Here is a 15620-nt window from a genome sequence, read left to right as displayed (position 1 = left end):
TGCGCACCTTCTCAACTGGCGATGGCGGGGATGATGGCGCCTGAGAACACCTGCCAGGCCAAAGCCGTCTTGGCCACGAGGCTCAGCGTGATGTACGTGCGTTCGCCCTGCAGGTAGCTCTTCCACTTGCCCACCTGCTTGTACTGCAGCCACTGGTTGATCGCGAAGGTGTTGAAGAACACGAACAGCGAGATGACGATGCCGACGACGAAGCCGGGGGCCGCGACGTCGCTGGCGCTGCCCGGGCGCAGGAAGTAGATCAGGATCAGGATCCAGGGAACGATGCCGACCATGGAACCGAAGATGAAGGGCAACAACCGGCCCGTGCCAGGCTGCTCGTACTTCTCCTGAAGTGCACCGAACATGATCATGGCCGCGTTGACCGCGAAGACGGCGCACAGCGCGCCGATGTCGGTGACACCGTTGATCGCCAGGATCAGCCAGATCATGATCGACGAGCTCAGGGAGTACTCGACCCACCGGAAGTAGTTGTGGTTGTTCAGCAGACCGGTCTTGTAGCGCTCGAAGAACCAGGGGCTCGAGATGAGGAAGTGGAAGAGAGCGCTCAGCGCGAGGAAGGCGACGACACCGACACCGATGTTCACTTAGAAGAGTGTGACTCGTTCCGGCGGGATCGGGACTCCGGGCGGGCCGGCCAGGTAGTCGGCCGTCACGGAGAACAGAACCTGCGAGCTCAGCAGTGTGAGGATCACCGCGAACCCGATGGCCTGAACCAGGTGCAGGCTCCCCGCGACGACGTTGTAGATGCGCAGCCGATCGATTTGCTGGTCCGGTGTGTAGTCCCTCTTGGCCATGGGTGAGCTCCTTTGCATCCCGTGGGCGCCACGCGCCCGTGTGGTCATCTTGGCAGTTCCCGCAGGCTCATCGATGCCTCCGGGCGACAACCGGGCTGAGGCTGGCCAACTCGCCCGCTGTGGCATCGCGGAACATCTGGGCTCCGGTCGGCTCAACCGTCCGCCGCCCTTGCCCGCGGGTGGCGATGAGGCTGGCGCCCACCGCCGCGGCGAGGATCACAATGATGACGGCCAGCGAGACGGTGGTGGGGACCTTGACCAGGTCGTGCAGCGCCATTTTGACGCCGACCCAGATGAGGATGGCCGCCAACCCGATCTTGAGGTAGATGAAGCGGTGGATGAGGTCGGCCAAGAGGAAGTACATGGCGCGCAGCCCCAGGATGGCGAAGGCGTTCGCGGTGAAGACCAGGAACGCCTCGTCGGTGACGGCGAAGATCGCGGGGATCGAGTCGATGGCGAAGATGATGTCGGTGAATTCGATGAGCACCAGCACCGCCAGGAGGGGTGTCGCCACGAGCACCCCGCCGGCTCGCACGACGAGCCGCTGCCCGTAGAAGACGTCGGTCGTGGGGACGACTCGGCGGAACGCCCGGTAGATGCGCGATTGGGTGGGGTCGGCGTGTTCGTTGCGGCGGCGCAGCATCTGAATGCCGGTGACCACCAGGAGGGCGGCGAAGACGTAAAGGATCCATCCGAAGCTCTCGATGAGCGTGGCTCCGGCGGCGATGAAGATGCCGCGGAACACCAATGCACCCAGGACGCCGAGGAAGAGGATGCGGTGCTGGTACTTGGCCGGCACACCAAAGCTGGCGAAAATGATGGCCCACACGAACACGTTGTCGATGGCCAGTGACTTTTCGATGAGGAAGCCGGCGAAATACTGCTGACCCAGCTCGCCGCCGAAGAGCAGCCAGATGATCACGCCGAAGCTGATCCCCGAGGCAACCCAGAAGATCGACCACCCGGCCGCTTCCCTCAGGCTGATCACGTGGGCGGTGCGGTGGGCCACGAGGTCGATGGCCAGCATCACGAGGATGACGGCGACGACGGAAAGCCAGGCCCAGAGCGGGACGTTCACGGTAAGCACCCTTCCGAGAGGACGCACGGTGCGTCGTCTCGGAGGTCTTTCCCGCTCGGGTCGAGCTCACATCACCGAGCCGTGGGGCCGTACTGGCGATGATGCGATTGGGGGATACTCCCCTCCTGGCAACTATCAGATCATGGGATTTCCCGACCCGTCAAGAGGTCAGGATCAGAGTTTGCCGAGCGCCGCGGGAACCGCGTCCAGTCTGACGGTCACCGCACCAGCGCCCGCCTCTAGCTCCACCTCTGCAGACCCGGCCGGGGTCTCGATGAGGTACCGGCCGGCGAAGCCGCGCACCACCACGACACCGTCGGCATCCGTCGCCGTGCGTGTCTCGGGGTGCCACCACTCGCTGCGCACCAGCGCGTGCAGAGCGTCGTAGGCGGGCTTCCTGGTGCCGTCCCGGCGGACCAGCCCAGATGGAGCGCCGAGCCAGGCCCCGTGATCGGTGATGCCCCAGTAGGTCAGCGACTCCACAGCGGGGTGCGACACCACAGTTCGGTAGTGGCGCACGATCTCGTCGGCCTGGCGGGCCTCGCCCTCGGGTGTCGACGGCCACGACTCCGGCCGGTAGTCGTTGAGATCGACGATGTGTGAGGGCATCAGGTCGCCCGATAGCAGCGTCGTTTCGGTCAGCTGCAGCGGCAGCCCGAACCGGGCGAACCGTTCCAGGATCCCCCACACCTGTTCCTCGCCCCGGTACCCCTGATGCATGTGGGTCTGCAGCCCGATCGCGTCGATCAGGATACCCGCCGCAAGACATTCGTCGATCAGCCTTTCGTAGTCGGCGGAGAGGTCGAAGTCGTTGAGCACCAGCCGGGCGTTCGGGTTCGCGGCCCGCGCCTCCTCGAATGCCAGCCGCACCATTCCCACGCGTCCGCGGCGTTGGGCGAGCCGGGTCACCGCGTTGTCCTCCGCGGTGAAGACCGGCAGGATCACGACCTCGTTGATCGCGTCCCACAGGTCCACGACGCCGGCGAAGTCGGTGACCTCGCGGCGGATTCGCTCACGGATGGCCGCTTCGACCTCCGTGTCGTCGAGCTCGAGCAGCCACTCCGGGGCCAGGGTGTGCCAGACCAGCGGGTGGCCCTTGACGGTGACCCCGCGCTCGGCGAACCATTCGGCGGTGCGGCGGAGACGCTCGGTGTCCGGCCGGCCGCGCTCCGGCTCGAAGCCTCGCCAGTAGAAGGGCAGCGTCATGGTGTTGAACAGGCCCAGCCAGTCCTCCGCGAGCGTGTCCACATCGGGCGGCGCGGTTTCGGAGCCGGACGGGCCGGAACCGAGTGGCCCGCCGAGCCAGTCGATGAAGTCGAAACCGATATTGCCGAACCCGAACGCGTGCCGGGTCTGCTCCACGGTCACGTCGGCGTCGGCGAGGGGGCGTCCGTCGCGATCCACCAGGCGGATACGCGAGTCGGCTATGCGGTGGGTGACGTCAAACATGAGCGGGGTTCCTTCGCTGTCTGGTGCGATCCCTCCTGAAGCTACAGTCCGGAGCCAGATCGTCGCCTAGTTTTCGCTTTACTTTCGAACTCACCCGGATATAGTATGTGCGCATATTACTTAGGAGGTTTGTCATGTGGACAACGACGTATACCGCTGAAACCAGCGCACCCCCGGCGGACGTGTGGGACGCTCTCCGCGCACTTCATTCCGGCGTCCCTCTTGGAGCATCGTCTGACAACTTCGAACTCCATGGCCCGTTCGAGGTCGGCACTGAGGTCACGGTCACCCCGCAAGGACAGGAGCCGATGCGATCCGTCATCACCGAGCTCGAGCCGACTGCCGTTTACGCGGACCAGACCTCGTTCGGAGACATCCTGCTCACATTTCGCCACCACCTCGCTGCCACGACGGCCGGCGGCACCGAGGTCACTCACACTCTTGAAATCTCCGGCGTCGGCGCCGACGACATCGGCCCCGAGCTCGGCCCGCAGGTCAGCAGCGACTTCCCTCTCGCCATGACCGAGCTGTTCGCGGGAGCAGCGCGAGGCGTGCGTGCCTGAACCCCTGGGCGAACGGCCCTCGCTCGGCAGCGATTTCGATGCCGCTGGGCAGAGTCCCGGACTAGCGCTCTGGCAGGTCACGAATCGATGGCAGGCCGTGATGCGTGCCACTCTCAAACCACACGAGCTCACCCACGTGCAGTATGTACTCCTGGCCGCCCTGGTATGGAGTCAGTCGCACACCGACGCGCCCATCAGTCAAGCCGATCTGGCCGAGTTCGCCGCGACCGACCGGATGATGACCTCCCAAGTGCTCCGCGCTTTGGAGACTAAGCAACTCATCCACCGGAATCACCATCCGAGCGACGGTCGCGCCCGGTCGTTGCGGGCGACACCGGCCGGCATCGCGGCCGCGCAACGCGCGACCCACGACATCGAAGCCGCGGACCGAACCTTCTTCGCCCCACTAGACGCGCACACGTCCGCCTTCGTGGCGCAGCTGGCGCTCCTCGCCGCTGACCCGAAGGCGCACCGCGAGGGCGAGCGCTAGATCAGTGGGCGCTTCTCCACCTGCTCGTAGCTCCTGCTGGCGTCGACCCGGGCCGCCCAGAGCACGGTGTTCCCGGTGACCAGGGACTTCTGCACGTCGATGATGCGCTGGTTGCTGCTGCCCCGGAACTGCAGGCGCAGGTCTTTCAGCGCCTCGTCGAACGGGCCGTCCACGAGCACGTCGATCAGGCCGAGCAGCTCGAGCTTGTCGGGGCTGTCGAGCAGCAGTTCCTCGAAGACGTAGCCGGTCCACGACCAGATGTCCTTGGTCGCACCGAACTCCGCGCGCACCCGGCGGGCCAGCGACAGGCACACCCCGGTGTTCAGGAACGGTTCGCCGCCAAGCAGGGTCAGGCCCTGCACGTACGACTGGGCCAGGTCGGCGAGGATCCGCTCCTCGAGCTCGGCCGTGTACGGAGTGCCGTAGCGGAAGTTCCAGGTGGCCCGGTTGAAGCAACCCTCGCAGGCGAACAGGCATCCGCTCACATAGAGGCTGCAGCGCACGCCCTCGCCGTCGACGAACATGAACGGCTTGTAGTCGCCGACGAAGCCCTGGCTGAGCTTGTCGGCGAGCCACTCCCCGGGCTGCGGATGACGCATGCCGGGTTCCTAGAGCGAGCCGCTGCTGCCGGTGGCGCCGGCCATGTGCTTGACCCTGGAGACGATCTCCTGGTGGCGGCCGTGCACCATCGGGCGGGCCTGCGGGTTGCCGAGGTAGCCGCAGGTGCGCTTGACCACGTCGCAGCTGGCCGGGTCGTCGTTGCCGCAGTCGGGGCAGGCGAAACCGCGGTCGGTGGGGGTGAAGTCGCCGGCGAAATCACACTTGTAGCATCGGTCGATGGGGGTGTTGGTGCCCAGGTAGCCCACCCGGTCGTAGGCGTAGTCCCAGACGGCCTCGAGGGCCTTCGGGTTCTGCTGCAGCACCGGGTACTCGCAGTAGTGGATGAAGCCGCCCGAGGAGAACACCGGGTAGTCCTTCTCGAAGTCGAGCTTCTCGAACGGGGTCGGGTTCTTGCGCACGTCGTAGTGGAAGCTGTTCGTGTAGTAGTCCTTGTCGGTGATGTTCTCCACCGAGCCGAACTTGGCCTTGTCGAGGCGGGAGAACCGGTCGGTGAGGCTCTCGCTCGGGGTCGAATAGACGCTGAACTGGTAGCCGTACTCGGCGGTCCAGGCCTTGGTCTGCGCGTCGAGGGACTTGAGGATGTCGAGCGTGAACGCCTTCGCCTCGGCGTCGCCCTCCCAGGCGCCGCCGAAGAAGGCCGCGGCCACCTCATACAGGCCGATGTAACCCAGCGAGACCGTTGAGCGGCCGTCCTTGAAGAGGGTGTCGACCGAGTCGGTGCGCGCCAACTGCTGACCGAACGCGCCATACACGTAGAGGATCGGGGCGTTCGCAGGGGTCGCCTGCTTGCACCGTTCGATGCGGTAGACCAGCGCGTCACGGGTGATGGCTAGGCGCTCCTCGAGGATGCTCCAGAACTTGGCCTGGTCGCCGGCGGCCTCCAGTGCGATGCGGGGCAGGTTCACCGTCACCACGCCCAGGTTCATCCGGCCCTCGGAGACGTCGTTGCCGTCCGCGTCGGTCCAGCCCTGCAGGAAGGAGCGGCAGCCCATCGGGACCTTGAAGCTGCCGGTGATGTCGATGAGCTTGTCGTAGCTGAGCACATCCGGGTACATGCGCTTGGTGGAGCACTCCAGGGCGAGCTGCTTGATGTCGTAGTTCGGGTCGCCCTCGGCGAGGTTGAGGTCACGCTTGAGCGTGAAAATCAGCTTGGGGAAGATGGCGGTGCGCTTCTCGCTGCCGAGGCCGTCGATGCGAATCTGCAGGATAGCCCGCTGGATCTCCCGCTCGAACCAGTCGGTGCCCAGGCCGAAGCCGAGCGACACGAACGGGGTCTGCCCGTTGGAGGTGAACAGCGTGTTGATCTCATACTCGAGACTCTGCATCGCGTCGTAGATGTCCTTGCGGGTCTTCTCCTGGGCGTAGGCGGTGTGCTGGGACTCGTCGGCGATCCACCTTTCGGCGTCGGCGAGGTGCTTGGCGAAGTTGGCGCGGGCGTAGGGGGCGAGGAGTTCGTCGGTGCGGTTGGCGGAGCATCCGCCGTACTGGCTCGACGCCACGTTGGCGATGATCTGAGAGATCTGTGCGGTGGCGGTCTGGATGGAGCGGGGCGGCTCCACGTCTGCGTTGCCGATGCGGAAACCCCGGCTGAGCATGCCCGTGAAGTCGATCAGGCAGCAGTTGGTCATGGGCGCGTAGGGGCTGTAATCCAGGTCGTGAAAGTGGATGTCACCCTTCTGGTGCGCGTTCGAGACGTGCGGCGGCAGCATCTTGTGGCCGATGGCCTTGCCGACAGCCCCGGCGGTGAGGTCACGCTGGGTGTTGAAGACGTCGCTGTCTTTGTTGGCGTTCTCGTTGACCACGCTCGAGTCTTTGCTGAGCAGGTTGATGATCGAGTGGTTGATGTCGGTGGACTTGCTGCGGGCGAAGTCACGCTGGGTGCGGTAGCCGATGTACTTCTCGGCCAGGTCGTACTCGTGGCTCTCGAGCAGCGCGTGCTCCACGATGTTCTGCACCTCGTAGATCTTGATGTCGGTGCTGAACCGGCCGGCGATCTCGCGGTCGACCGCGGCGACGATGTCGACGATCGCCCGGTGCACCAGTGGGGTCATTTCGCGGTGGATCTCCACGGCCGCCTTGACCAGGGCCTCGTACACCTTGGTGTTGTCGAAGGGCACCCGGCGGCCGTCACGTTTGACGACCTGGATAGCGTTCAGCACCGGCGCCGCGAGCGTGTGGGCGACGGCGTCGTCGCGGGTGGCGTTGGTCTGGGCCGGGGCGCTGATGGGTGAATTCACGCTCTCAGCATAGGGACGGGGACGCCCGAAAATCACTATATTTGGGTGCCTTTGGTCCCTAGCGCCGCTACATGTAGTGGTCGGGTTGCCGGGATGGCCGGAAACACGCCGCACGATCCGGCCGCGGATTCCGCTGCACATGTGTGCATCTCAGAGGCCTCGGCGTGTCTCAAATCCACGGATATTGAGGGTTCGATAGACGCCTCTTCCACCACAGGAGCGGCAAGGATGGAAGGGGCAGATGCTGGCCGCACAACTCACCCTGGCCGACGTGTCCCTCGGCATTCTGCACCGCGTGCCCCGCACCACCGGCTGAACGGAAAGGAACCGATCCCATGACCCGCACCACCCCGGCCGTGATCGTCTTCGATGTCAACGAAACGCTCTCGGACATGTCGGCCATGAAGGCCCGGTTCGTGCAGGTCGGCGCGCCCGCCCACCTCGCGTCGGCGTGGTTCGCGGCGCTGCTGCGGGACGGTTTCGCCCTCGCCGCGGCCGGCGGCACGGCGCCGTTCTCGGTGATCGGGTCCGAGTTGCTGCGTCAGGTGCTGCGCGATGCGCCTCTCATGCGCGAGCCCGACGAGGCCGTGGAGCACATCATGGCGGGGTTCGGCCTGCTCAAGCTGCACTCCGATGTGCCTGAGGGGGTGCGCGCCTTGACGGGCACGGGGGTACGCCTGGTCACGCTGTCCAACGGGTCCGCCGAGGTGGCCCGGTCTCTGTTGGCCGCGGCCGAACTCGACGGCCACTTCGAGGCGCTGCTCAGCGTCGAGGAGGCCGGGGTGTGGAAGCCGACGCGGGCTGCGTACGACTACGCGTCCGAGGCCTGCGGTGTGCGGCCGGCCGAGCTGCTGCTCGTGGCAGTGCACCCCTGGGATATCCACGGGGCCGCCGAGGCCGGCCTGGCCACCGCCTGGCTGAACCGCGGCGGCGACACCTACCCGAGCTACTTCACGGCCCCCGACTACACCGTCACCCGGCTGGCCGAACTGGCCACTCTGCTGGCGGATGCGCCCGCCGCGGATGCGTCACCGCTCTCCACGACAGACACGACAGCGGACTCGAGCACGGACGACCCGGCCGAGGGCCTCGTCGTGGTGACCGAGAGCGGATCGGGCGGCTACGCCCAGCAGATCACCGTGGGTCCGCACCGGCTCACCGCCGACGAACCCCGGCCCATCGGCACCGACACCGGGCCGTCCCCCTACGATCTGGTCCTGGCCGGCCTCGGCGCCTGCACCTCGATGACCGTGCGCATGTACGCGGAGCGCAAGAAGTGGCCGCTGGAGAAGGTGACCGTGACCCTCCGGCACAACCGGATCCACGCCAAGGACTGCGCCGACTGCGAGACCGTGGTCGGCCAGATCGACCACATCGAGAGGGTGCTCCGGTTCGAGGGAGACCTCGATGAGGATCAGCGTCAGCGGCTGGCGGAGATCGCCGACAAGTGCCCCGTGCACCGTACGCTGCACTCGGAGATCATCGTGCACACCACCGTCGCGGACGCATCCGAATAAGAACGGTCAGTGCACCCGCACGGCCTCGTTGTGCTCCACGAGGTGCCAGGTGGAACCCTCGTCGTCGCTCACCCAGCCTTCCCAGGTATAGCCGTCCTCGGTGATCGAGGTGAAGTTCCAGCGCACCGGGCGGCCGTCGGTGCCGGTGCCGTCCTGGCGTAGGCCGTTGCGGTACGGGGTTGCGATCAGGTGGCAGTACTCGCCGATGGTCGGGGCGAAGTAGCTCACCCGCCAGGCGCCGGCCAGCTGGTCGTAGACCCGCACGGCGGTCGCCACGGTCTCGAAACCCGACGGATGCGTGTCGCTGGCCACGACCTCGACGTCTTGCACCGCGCGGCCGTCGAGGATGAACTGCACGATCCAGGTGAAGTCCCGTTCAGCCCACTCCCCCGTGGCCTCGTCAAGCCGGCTGCCGTGCGCCGCCCAGGTACCCACGAGCTGGCCGAAACGGCGCATACGCCCGGGGTATTCCGGGGTCGGGCCGTCGGCGATCAGCGCCTCGGCAAAACGGGACTCTGAGGTGGTCATACCCCGATTTTACCGGGCGCACGTAACGTGCATGTGAACTGGGTGTTCCAGTCCCCGCGAACCGAGACAAGAGCCCCAAAAAATGCCCCCCGAAGGGGCTTTTTTCTCAGTTCGCGAGCGGGGTGGCGAGGGTTCAGGCGCCGAGGCTGCCGGCATCCGTTGCGGTCGTGTCGGTGCGGTGAAAGTTGAGGTGCGAGCGGGATGCGGTGGGGCCGCGCTGGCCCTGATACCGGGAGAGGTAGGAGGCCGAGCCATAGGGCTTCTCGGCCGGCGAGCTGAGCTGGAAGAAGCAGAGCTGGCCGATCTTCATGCCGGGCCAGAGCTTGATCGGCAGGGTGGCCACGTTGCTGAGCTCCAGGGTGACGTGCCCGGTGAAGCCCGGGTCGATGAACCCGGCGGTGGAATGGGTGAGCAGGCCCAACCGGCCCAGCGAGCTCTTGCCCTCGAGGCGGGCCGCCACGTCGTCGGGCAAGGTGACGGACTCGAAGGTGGCGCCGAGCACGAATTCGCCCGGGTGCAGGATGAACGGTTCGTCGCCCTTGGCCTCGATCAACCGGGTGAGTTCGGGCTGGTCTTCGGCCGGGTCGATGAACGGGTACTTGTGGTTGTCGAACAACCGGAAGAACCGGTCCAGCCGCACGTCGATACTCGACGGCTGGATCATCTCCGGGTCGTACGGCGTAAGCGCAATACGTTCCGCGTCGATCTGGGCCTTGATGTCACGATCCGAGAGAAGCACGCTGCCAGCCTATAGGCGCAAGTCTTGATAGGCTGGCACGGTTCCATGCGGCTTCGGCAGCCTGGACGCGCGGATGTAGTTCAATGGTAGAACTTCAGCTTCCCAAGCTGATAGCGCGGGTTCGATTCCCGTCATCCGCTCCATCGCTGGGATGCAAGCCCCTTCTACCTTCGTGTCGGAGGGGGTTTTTTGTGTCGATCCGCTATTTACTCATTGTTTTCAGTGCCGCGCAGTTCGCGGCGCGGACTCAGCCGTTCCAGGCACGCAGGAACGCGGCGTCGCGAGCGTAACCCTCGGCCTCGTCCAACAGGTGCGGCTTGCCCAGCTCGTCGGCCTTCAGCCTCGACATGTCGGCCAGGTCGTGCAGGCGGATGATCGCGACTCGCAGCACATCCGCCCATGACGCATCCGACCCGTAGGCGTCGAGGATCAGCTGGGTGCGCCGCCGGGCGTCCTCCATGCCGGGAGCGTTCGGCGGGGTCACCCCAGTGAGCGGCACCGCCCTCGTGGCGAAGTACGCGATGTCCCAGAGGCGCGGGCCTGGTGAACACATGTCGAAATCGATCGCGCCAATGAGACGGCCATCCGTGAACGCGAGGTTGTGCGGGGCGAAGTCGTTGTGGCAGATCACCTCGCTGGGCACCTTGGTGCGCGACTGCCAGATGCGGTAGTCCAAGGCGAAGCCGATGCTCGCGTCGTGCAGCTGGCGGAGGAACTGGGCGCCCTCCGTGAGCACGCTCTCCGCCCACACCCAGTCGGGCAGCGGGTAGACCGGAACGTCGCCGTCGATGAAGGTCAACCGCTCGCGGTCGCCCTCGACACCGAGGGGCCTCGGCGCCCAGTCGACACCCGCCATGGCGAGGTAGTCGAGGTAGGCGTGCACGGTCGGGGTCCACGGACCGCCGGTGCGCAGCACGGTGCCGCCGTCGCGGTGGACCTCGTTCATGTTGCCGCCGGCCAGAACGGTGGTCGAAGGCTCAGGGGTCATCCGTTCAGGCTACGCGACTGCCCTGCCCGCGTCGCGGCGGGAACCGTCTCACTCTGGGCGGAGCGTGTCCGGTGCGGGAAAGGGGAGCCGGTAGCGGTCGCTGTTGGCGCCCACCGCGGAGGCGGCACCGTACTCGTCGGCCACGACGGTGATCCCGTCACCGCTGGCTTCGCTGATGCGCACGGGGCGTTCGGTGCCGTCCGGCAGCCGCAGCAGGTACCGGTCGGCGAGGAAGCCGATTCCCAGTTCCTCCAGAATCTCCTCGGCCTCCAGCCAGTCGACCGGTTCGGCCGTCACCCAGCGACCCAGCCGGTCCACCGGGAGGAAGCCGTCACCCTCGGGCACGATCCAGCCCACGGGTTCGCGATCCTCGCGGCGGTGTTCGATCCAGTGCTCAGGCAACATGCTCCCCGACGCTAGCAGGCGACCTTCCTTAAGCAGGCGGCTACCCGGCGGCGTCCCGCAGCTGCGCGGGGCATTGGACAGCGCCCACATTGAGAGGGCGGCTGCGGGCGGGAGACCAGACGCGATGTTCGCGCCCGCGGCCGAACTAGGCGGGCGGGCAGCTCGTGGCGCGAACGATGAGTTCCGGCGCCAGCCGCACGCTCTCCACAGTCTTGCCCTGCATGACGTCGAGCAACATCGTCGTCGCCGCAGCGCCCATCACGTTGTGCGGACTTCGAACGGTAGTCAGGCGGGCCGCCTCGGCCACGGGCACATCGTTGAAACCCACGACGGCAACATCGATGCCAGGTTCGCGACCGAGTTCACGCAGACCGATCATCGCGCCAAGTGCGTCGAAGTCGTTCACCGCGAACACAGCACTGACTCCAGGATGACGCTCGAGGACCCGGTGCACGGCATCGCGCCCGGTTGATGCGCTCAGGGTCGTCGCTTCGATCGCGTCGGGTGGCACGGCTATTCCCCGAGCAGCCAGTGCGTCAAGGCAGCCTCTCACCCGCTCGGAAGACGCGCTCGAGTGCTCGATCCCACGAAGGATCGCCACCTGGCGATGCCCCAAATCGCTCAGATGGTTCCCCACCAGCCGGCCGCCTTCGTAGTCGTCCAAGGTGACCGCCGGATATCCGCCCGCGTGCCGGTTTACCAAGACGAACGGGATGCCCCGCGACGCCACCCAGTCGACATAGCGGGCGTCGAGATGAGCGTCGGCAAGGATCAGTCCGTCGACTCTGCGGCTCTGCAGCAGTTCGACCCGCCGACGCTGCTCGCCCGGGTCGTCGTAGGTATTCGCCACGATCGCCTGATACCCATGCTCGGTCAGTGTGGACTCAATGGCTTCGAAAAGGATGGCCTGTACGACGTCCGTGAGCCGGTGAACCAGCACGCCGACCGCATCCGACCGTCGTGTACGAAGACTCGCCGCGGCGACATCGGGGCGATACTCGAGCGCATCGGCGAGCTGGGCGATACGACGGTTCGTTTCGTTTGGTGCGGCGTCTGATCGGAGAGCTCGCGAGACGGTCGAGGGATGGACGCCAGCCATCTCGGCGATCGTTCGAAGCGTCACCGGCGTTTTGACCCCTGACGTGAATTTCTCGACCGCGATCGGCCCCAAGGACGAACCTTTCGCCGGCACGAGGTCGATCACTTCCCCTGGGTAGAAACGACAACCGCACAGAGCATCACAGCATCACGTCGCCACTGTTGGGACCCAGGGTCTGCCCGACATAGATGTCGCCGAAGGGGGAAGAGGCCAGCATCACGGCGGTCGGCGCGACCTCGTCGATCTGCCCGAACCGCCCGAGCGGCAGTTCCGCCCGTTTGGCGACTTTCCAGTCTTCGCTGATGCCGGCGACCATGGGTGTGTCGATCGGCCCCGGAGCAATGCAATTTGCGAGCACGCCGCGCGACGACACCTCCTGGGCAAGCGACTTCGTCATCGCGATCACCCCTGCCTTGGCGGCTGCATAGTGGCTCATGCCCGCGCCGCCCTTTTGGCCCAGCTGTGACGCGACGTTGATGATGCGGCCATCACCTCGGTCGAGCATCCCGGGTAGCACTGCGCGAGTGAGCAAGAAGACGCTCGTGAGGTCCACCTGCAGAACCTCATTCCACTGCGACAAGGGCATGCCGTCGAGAGTGTGCTCGTTGAGGATCCCGTGTGATGTGACCAGGGTGTCGATCCGTCCGAGCAGAGCCTGCGCCTGCGCCACCGCGGCCTCGATGCTCTCCTCGTTTCGCGCATCAAAAACGACTCCGAACGCGTTACCCGTCTCGCCCGAGATCGACAGGGCCACATCCGTGACCTTCGGGTCACGGTCCGCGAGAACAACGCGGGCACCGGCAGCAACCATGTGCTCAGCGATCCCACGCCCGATCCCGCTGGCCGCTCCTGTCACCAGGGCAGTTCGCCCGGCAAGGCAGTTGCCATATGCGCTATTCGTCATAGTCCTGAGTCCCTTTTCCGTCTCGCTTGGACGCCCCCGTTCACAAACCGTGAGCATCACGTAGCGCCTCTAGAGGGATCTTATGGCAATTGCAAACGATTGTGAAGACACGGCCGATTGGAGGTCAAAAGACGCTCCCGCTCGGCGCGAGATCACCCGATGCCGGCGGCTGACGACCGAACACCCGGGCTGGCTGCCGAGCAGGCCACGACCGGCATCGCGGCTGTGTCAGCGGGCCTGAAGTTACATTTTCGCTTGGAATCATCTGGGCGATTGCCGGTGACGGTGAGCGCACACGACACGCTCGGGCCACCGTGAAGACGTAACACGCAAGTCACATATTTAACTTGACGCCGAAACATGCAGGCGTTTAGCTGTCTCCATTGCAATCGATTGCGTGATTGCAGCTGTGAGCACGCGTCGATGGCGCGCCGTTCCAATCAAGGAGGAAACAGGGATGGTTATGTCGACACGACACACCGGAGCGGACTCGCCCGGAGAAACGACTCTTCTCCGAGTCGACCGCCTCAGCGTCCGCTATCGCAACGGAACGCAGGCGCTGAAGACGGCCTCTCTCACGGTGTCCACAGGGCAGCGGGTGGCGCTGGTCGGCGAATCAGGTTCGGGCAAGTCCACCCTCGCAATGGCCATCGCCGGCTTCTTGAGGGAGGGCGACCTCGATCTCGTCGAGGGAACCATCACGTTTCAGGGCGTCACCTCCAAGCCGGCCCAGTCGGGCATGCTTCCACACGCCACCCCGGGAATTGCGGTCGTCTTCCAGGATGCGATGACGTCGCTCGATCCCGTGTGGACCATCGGCAGTCAGCTCACCGCGATCATCCGAACGGCCGAGGGTTGCAGCCGCCGCGCGGCTCGCACCCGGGCCGACGAGTGGTTGAGGCGGGTGGGGCTCACCGACCTGAAGCGAGTCGTCGCGGCCCGCCCGTACGAGCTGTCGGGCGGCATGCGGCAACGCGTGATGATCGCGCTCGCCCTGGCCAGCAAGCCGCGTCTGCTCATTGCCGACGAGCCCACCAGCGCCCTCGACGCGAGCCTCGCCCGCGCCACGATGGACCTGCTTGTCGAGCTTGCCGAGGAGACAGGTGTGTCGCTGCTGATGGTCACGCACGATCTGGAACTCTGCATGCGCTATGTCGACCAGGTCGCCGTCATGTACCAGGGCGAGATCGTCGAGGCCGGAACGACGGCGAACCTCAGCACGAACGCTCAGCACCCCTATACCAAGGGCCTGCTCCACTGCGTCCCCACCCTGGGCAACGCAGAGGACGAATTCCTCCCCACGCTAGCCACATTCATGATGACTCGGGAAGAGGTCGAACTGTGAACGAATCCGACGCAGTGCAGCCGGCCGTGATCCGGGCCGAAGGAGTGTCCAAGTCTTTCGGCACGATCACGAAGCACGTTGCCGTGAAACCCACCGACATCACCTTCTCACGCGGTTCGATGACCGGCATCGTCGGTGAATCCGGCTCGGGTAAGTCCACGCTGGCCCGGATGCTCAGCGGTCTGGCGAGGCCGACGACCGGCGCCGTCTTCTATAACGACATCGAACTCTCGGGCGCGCTGCGGCAGCAGGAGAGCCGGCTGGAGATGCGCAAGACCGTTCAGTTCGTCGGCCAGGATACGACATCATCCTTCGACCCCCGCCACACGCTGCGAGAATCCCTCGCCAGGCCCGCCCGCAACCTGCTCGGCTGGTCGCGCTCGGTGGCCTCTGAGGCTGTGGACGACATCGTGTCAACGCTCGGCCTGCCGGTGGAGCTCGCCGATAGGCTGCCGCACCAGGTCTCGGGCGGCCAACGACAACGGATGGCCCTGGCACGCGGCCTCATCACTCAGCCCGACGTGCTGATCTGCGACGAGGTCGTCTCGGCCCTGGACGTGTCGGTGCAGGCCGTTGTGCTGAACCACCTGAAGAGAATCTGCCTTGAGCGAGGTTCAGCTCTGGTCTTCGTCTCGCACGGGCTACCCGCGACCGCATTCGTTTCTCACAACGTGAAGGTGATGCTCCGGGGAGAAATCGTCGAAGACGGTCCGGTGGCACAGGTTCTTCACCGTCCCGTGCACCACTACACCGCTTCCCTACTCGCCGCCTATGGCGGCCAGAACGTCATCACGGAGCACAGCGCATGAGCACTATGAGTCCTGCATTGCAGGTTATCGACG

17 protein-coding genes and 1 tRNA gene are annotated in these 15620 nt (G+C 65.7%); 6 read left to right on the top strand and 12 right to left on the bottom strand.

Annotation, left to right across the window (positions count from 1 at the left end; genetic code table 11):
- Positions 1 to 11: 11 nt before the first annotated feature.
- From heR to DOE79_RS12635, 4 genes are all read right to left on the bottom strand, one after another.
- A complete protein-coding gene (gene heR / locus DOE79_RS12645) occupies positions 12 to 605 on the bottom strand; it encodes a heliorhodopsin HeR (RefSeq protein ID WP_245976923.1) in 594 nt (197 codons plus the stop codon).
- Positions 606 to 815, bottom strand: coding sequence for a hypothetical protein (locus DOE79_RS20910; protein ID WP_245976922.1), 210 nt, complete (start codon positions 813 to 815; stop codon positions 606 to 608).
- Positions 816 to 882: 67 nt separating this feature from the next.
- Positions 883 to 1893 carry a TerC family protein gene (locus DOE79_RS12640; RefSeq protein ID WP_120338795.1) on the bottom strand — a complete coding sequence of 337 codons (1011 nt, stop codon included), beginning with the start codon at positions 1891 to 1893 and terminating at the stop codon, positions 883 to 885.
- A 174-nt stretch (positions 1894 to 2067) separates the two neighbouring features.
- Entirely contained in the window at positions 2068 to 3342 is a 1275-nt protein-coding gene (locus tag DOE79_RS12635; RefSeq protein WP_120338794.1) for an endo-1,4-beta-xylanase, read from the bottom strand.
- A 308-nt stretch (positions 3343 to 3650) separates the two neighbouring features.
- On the opposite strand from DOE79_RS12635, the gene DOE79_RS20905 reads away from it, so the two are divergent.
- Both DOE79_RS20905 and DOE79_RS12625 read left to right on the top strand, forming a co-directional pair.
- Complete coding sequence (locus DOE79_RS20905; protein WP_245976921.1) at positions 3651 to 3905, top strand: SRPBCC family protein; 255 nt, start codon at positions 3651 to 3653, stop codon at positions 3903 to 3905.
- Positions 3898 to 4395 carry a MarR family winged helix-turn-helix transcriptional regulator gene (locus DOE79_RS12625; RefSeq protein WP_245976920.1) on the top strand — a complete coding sequence of 166 codons (498 nt, stop codon included), beginning with the start codon at positions 3898 to 3900 and terminating at the stop codon, positions 4393 to 4395. The genes DOE79_RS20905 and DOE79_RS12625 overlap by 8 nt, the downstream gene beginning before the upstream one ends.
- Here DOE79_RS12625 and nrdG read toward each other — a convergent pair.
- Together nrdG and nrdD are read right to left on the bottom strand one after the other, a co-directional pair.
- Complete coding sequence (gene nrdG / locus DOE79_RS12620; RefSeq protein ID WP_120338791.1) at positions 4392 to 4994, bottom strand: anaerobic ribonucleoside-triphosphate reductase activating protein; 603 nt, start codon at positions 4992 to 4994, stop codon at positions 4392 to 4394. The genes DOE79_RS12625 and nrdG overlap by 4 nt on opposite strands.
- A gap of 9 nt (positions 4995 to 5003) precedes the next feature.
- Positions 5004 to 7253, bottom strand: coding sequence for an anaerobic ribonucleoside-triphosphate reductase (nrdD, locus tag DOE79_RS12615; RefSeq protein ID WP_245976919.1), 2250 nt, complete (start codon positions 7251 to 7253; stop codon positions 5004 to 5006).
- A 335-nt stretch (positions 7254 to 7588) separates the two neighbouring features.
- Here nrdD and DOE79_RS20900 point away from each other — a divergent pair, with 335 nt between their 5' ends.
- Positions 7589 to 8770 (top strand): haloacid dehalogenase type II, encoded by a 1182-nt coding sequence (locus tag DOE79_RS20900; RefSeq protein ID WP_120338789.1) that lies wholly within the window; start codon positions 7589 to 7591, stop codon positions 8768 to 8770.
- A 6-nt stretch (positions 8771 to 8776) separates the two neighbouring features.
- Here the strand turns inward: DOE79_RS20900 and DOE79_RS12605 are convergent, their stop codons facing one another.
- Together DOE79_RS12605 and dcd are read right to left on the bottom strand one after the other, a co-directional pair.
- Complete coding sequence (locus tag DOE79_RS12605; RefSeq protein WP_120338788.1) at positions 8777 to 9298, bottom strand: hypothetical protein; 522 nt, start codon at positions 9296 to 9298, stop codon at positions 8777 to 8779.
- A gap of 133 nt (positions 9299 to 9431) precedes the next feature.
- Positions 9432 to 10037, bottom strand: a complete 606-nt coding sequence (gene dcd / locus DOE79_RS12600) for a dCTP deaminase (protein WP_120338787.1) — start codon at positions 10035 to 10037, stop codon at positions 9432 to 9434.
- 69 nt (positions 10038 to 10106) lie between these two features.
- On the opposite strand from dcd, the gene DOE79_RS12595 reads away from it, so the two are divergent.
- Positions 10107 to 10180 (top strand) — tRNA-Gly (locus DOE79_RS12595).
- Positions 10181 to 10284: 104 nt separating this feature from the next.
- Here DOE79_RS12595 and DOE79_RS12590 read toward each other — a convergent pair.
- The 4 genes from DOE79_RS12590 to DOE79_RS12575 form a co-directional block, all read right to left on the bottom strand.
- Positions 10285 to 11025, bottom strand: a complete 741-nt coding sequence (locus DOE79_RS12590) for a phosphotransferase (RefSeq protein WP_120338786.1) — start codon at positions 11023 to 11025, stop codon at positions 10285 to 10287.
- A 48-nt stretch (positions 11026 to 11073) separates the two neighbouring features.
- Positions 11074 to 11430, bottom strand: a complete 357-nt coding sequence (locus tag DOE79_RS12585) for a hypothetical protein (protein ID WP_120338785.1) — start codon at positions 11428 to 11430, stop codon at positions 11074 to 11076.
- Positions 11431 to 11575: 145 nt separating this feature from the next.
- On the bottom strand, positions 11576 to 12634 hold the full coding sequence (locus DOE79_RS12580) for a LacI family DNA-binding transcriptional regulator (RefSeq protein ID WP_220094225.1): 1059 nt from the start codon (positions 12632 to 12634) through the stop codon (positions 11576 to 11578).
- Between the two features lie 34 nt (positions 12635 to 12668).
- Positions 12669 to 13433, bottom strand: coding sequence for an SDR family NAD(P)-dependent oxidoreductase (locus DOE79_RS12575; RefSeq protein ID WP_120338784.1), 765 nt, complete (start codon positions 13431 to 13433; stop codon positions 12669 to 12671).
- Positions 13434 to 13896: 463 nt separating this feature from the next.
- On the opposite strand from DOE79_RS12575, the gene DOE79_RS12570 reads away from it, so the two are divergent.
- Entirely contained in the window at positions 13897 to 14778 is an 882-nt protein-coding gene (locus DOE79_RS12570; RefSeq protein WP_162942739.1) for an ABC transporter ATP-binding protein, read from the top strand.
- A complete protein-coding gene (locus DOE79_RS12565; protein ID WP_220094224.1) occupies positions 14775 to 15587 on the top strand; it encodes an ABC transporter ATP-binding protein in 813 nt (270 codons plus the stop codon). Before DOE79_RS12570 ends, DOE79_RS12565 begins: the two co-directional genes overlap by 4 nt.
- The last annotated feature ends 33 nt before the right edge of the window (positions 15588 to 15620 follow it).

Origin of the sequence: Cryobacterium soli (assembly GCF_003611035.1) — a bacterium.
Lineage (GTDB): Bacteria > Actinomycetota > Actinomycetes > Actinomycetales > Microbacteriaceae > Cryobacterium > Cryobacterium soli.
The sequence above is the reverse complement of the archived record's forward strand: the minus strand, read 5'-3'. Positions and strand labels throughout refer to the sequence as shown.

Bases quoted from the DNA above. Each gene is read 5' to 3' on its own strand.
- nrdG (WP_120338791.1), bottom strand. From the start codon at position 4,994: ATGCGTCATCCGCAGCCCGGGGAGTGGCTCGCCGACAAGCTCAGCCAG.
- DOE79_RS20910 (WP_245976922.1), bottom strand. From the start codon at position 815: ATGGCCAAGAGGGACTACACACCGGACCAGCAAATCGATCGGCTGCGC.
- DOE79_RS12605 (WP_120338788.1), bottom strand. From the start codon at position 9,298: ATGACCACCTCAGAGTCCCGTTTTGCCGAGGCGCTGATCGCCGACGGC.
- DOE79_RS20905 (WP_245976921.1), top strand. From the start codon at position 3,651: ATGCGATCCGTCATCACCGAGCTCGAGCCGACTGCCGTTTACGCGGAC.
- DOE79_RS12575 (WP_120338784.1), bottom strand. From the start codon at position 13,433: ATGACGAATAGCGCATATGGCAACTGCCTTGCCGGGCGAACTGCCCTG.
- DOE79_RS12590 (WP_120338786.1), bottom strand. From the start codon at position 11,025: ATGACCCCTGAGCCTTCGACCACCGTTCTGGCCGGCGGCAACATGAAC.
- DOE79_RS12570 (WP_162942739.1), top strand. From the start codon at position 13,897: ATGTCGACACGACACACCGGAGCGGACTCGCCCGGAGAAACGACTCTT.
- DOE79_RS12635 (WP_120338794.1), bottom strand. From the start codon at position 3,342: ATGTTTGACGTCACCCACCGCATAGCCGACTCGCGTATCCGCCTGGTG.
- DOE79_RS12585 (WP_120338785.1), bottom strand. From the start codon at position 11,430: ATGTTGCCTGAGCACTGGATCGAACACCGCCGCGAGGATCGCGAACCC.
- DOE79_RS20900 (WP_120338789.1), top strand. From the start codon at position 7,589: ATGACCCGCACCACCCCGGCCGTGATCGTCTTCGATGTCAACGAAACG.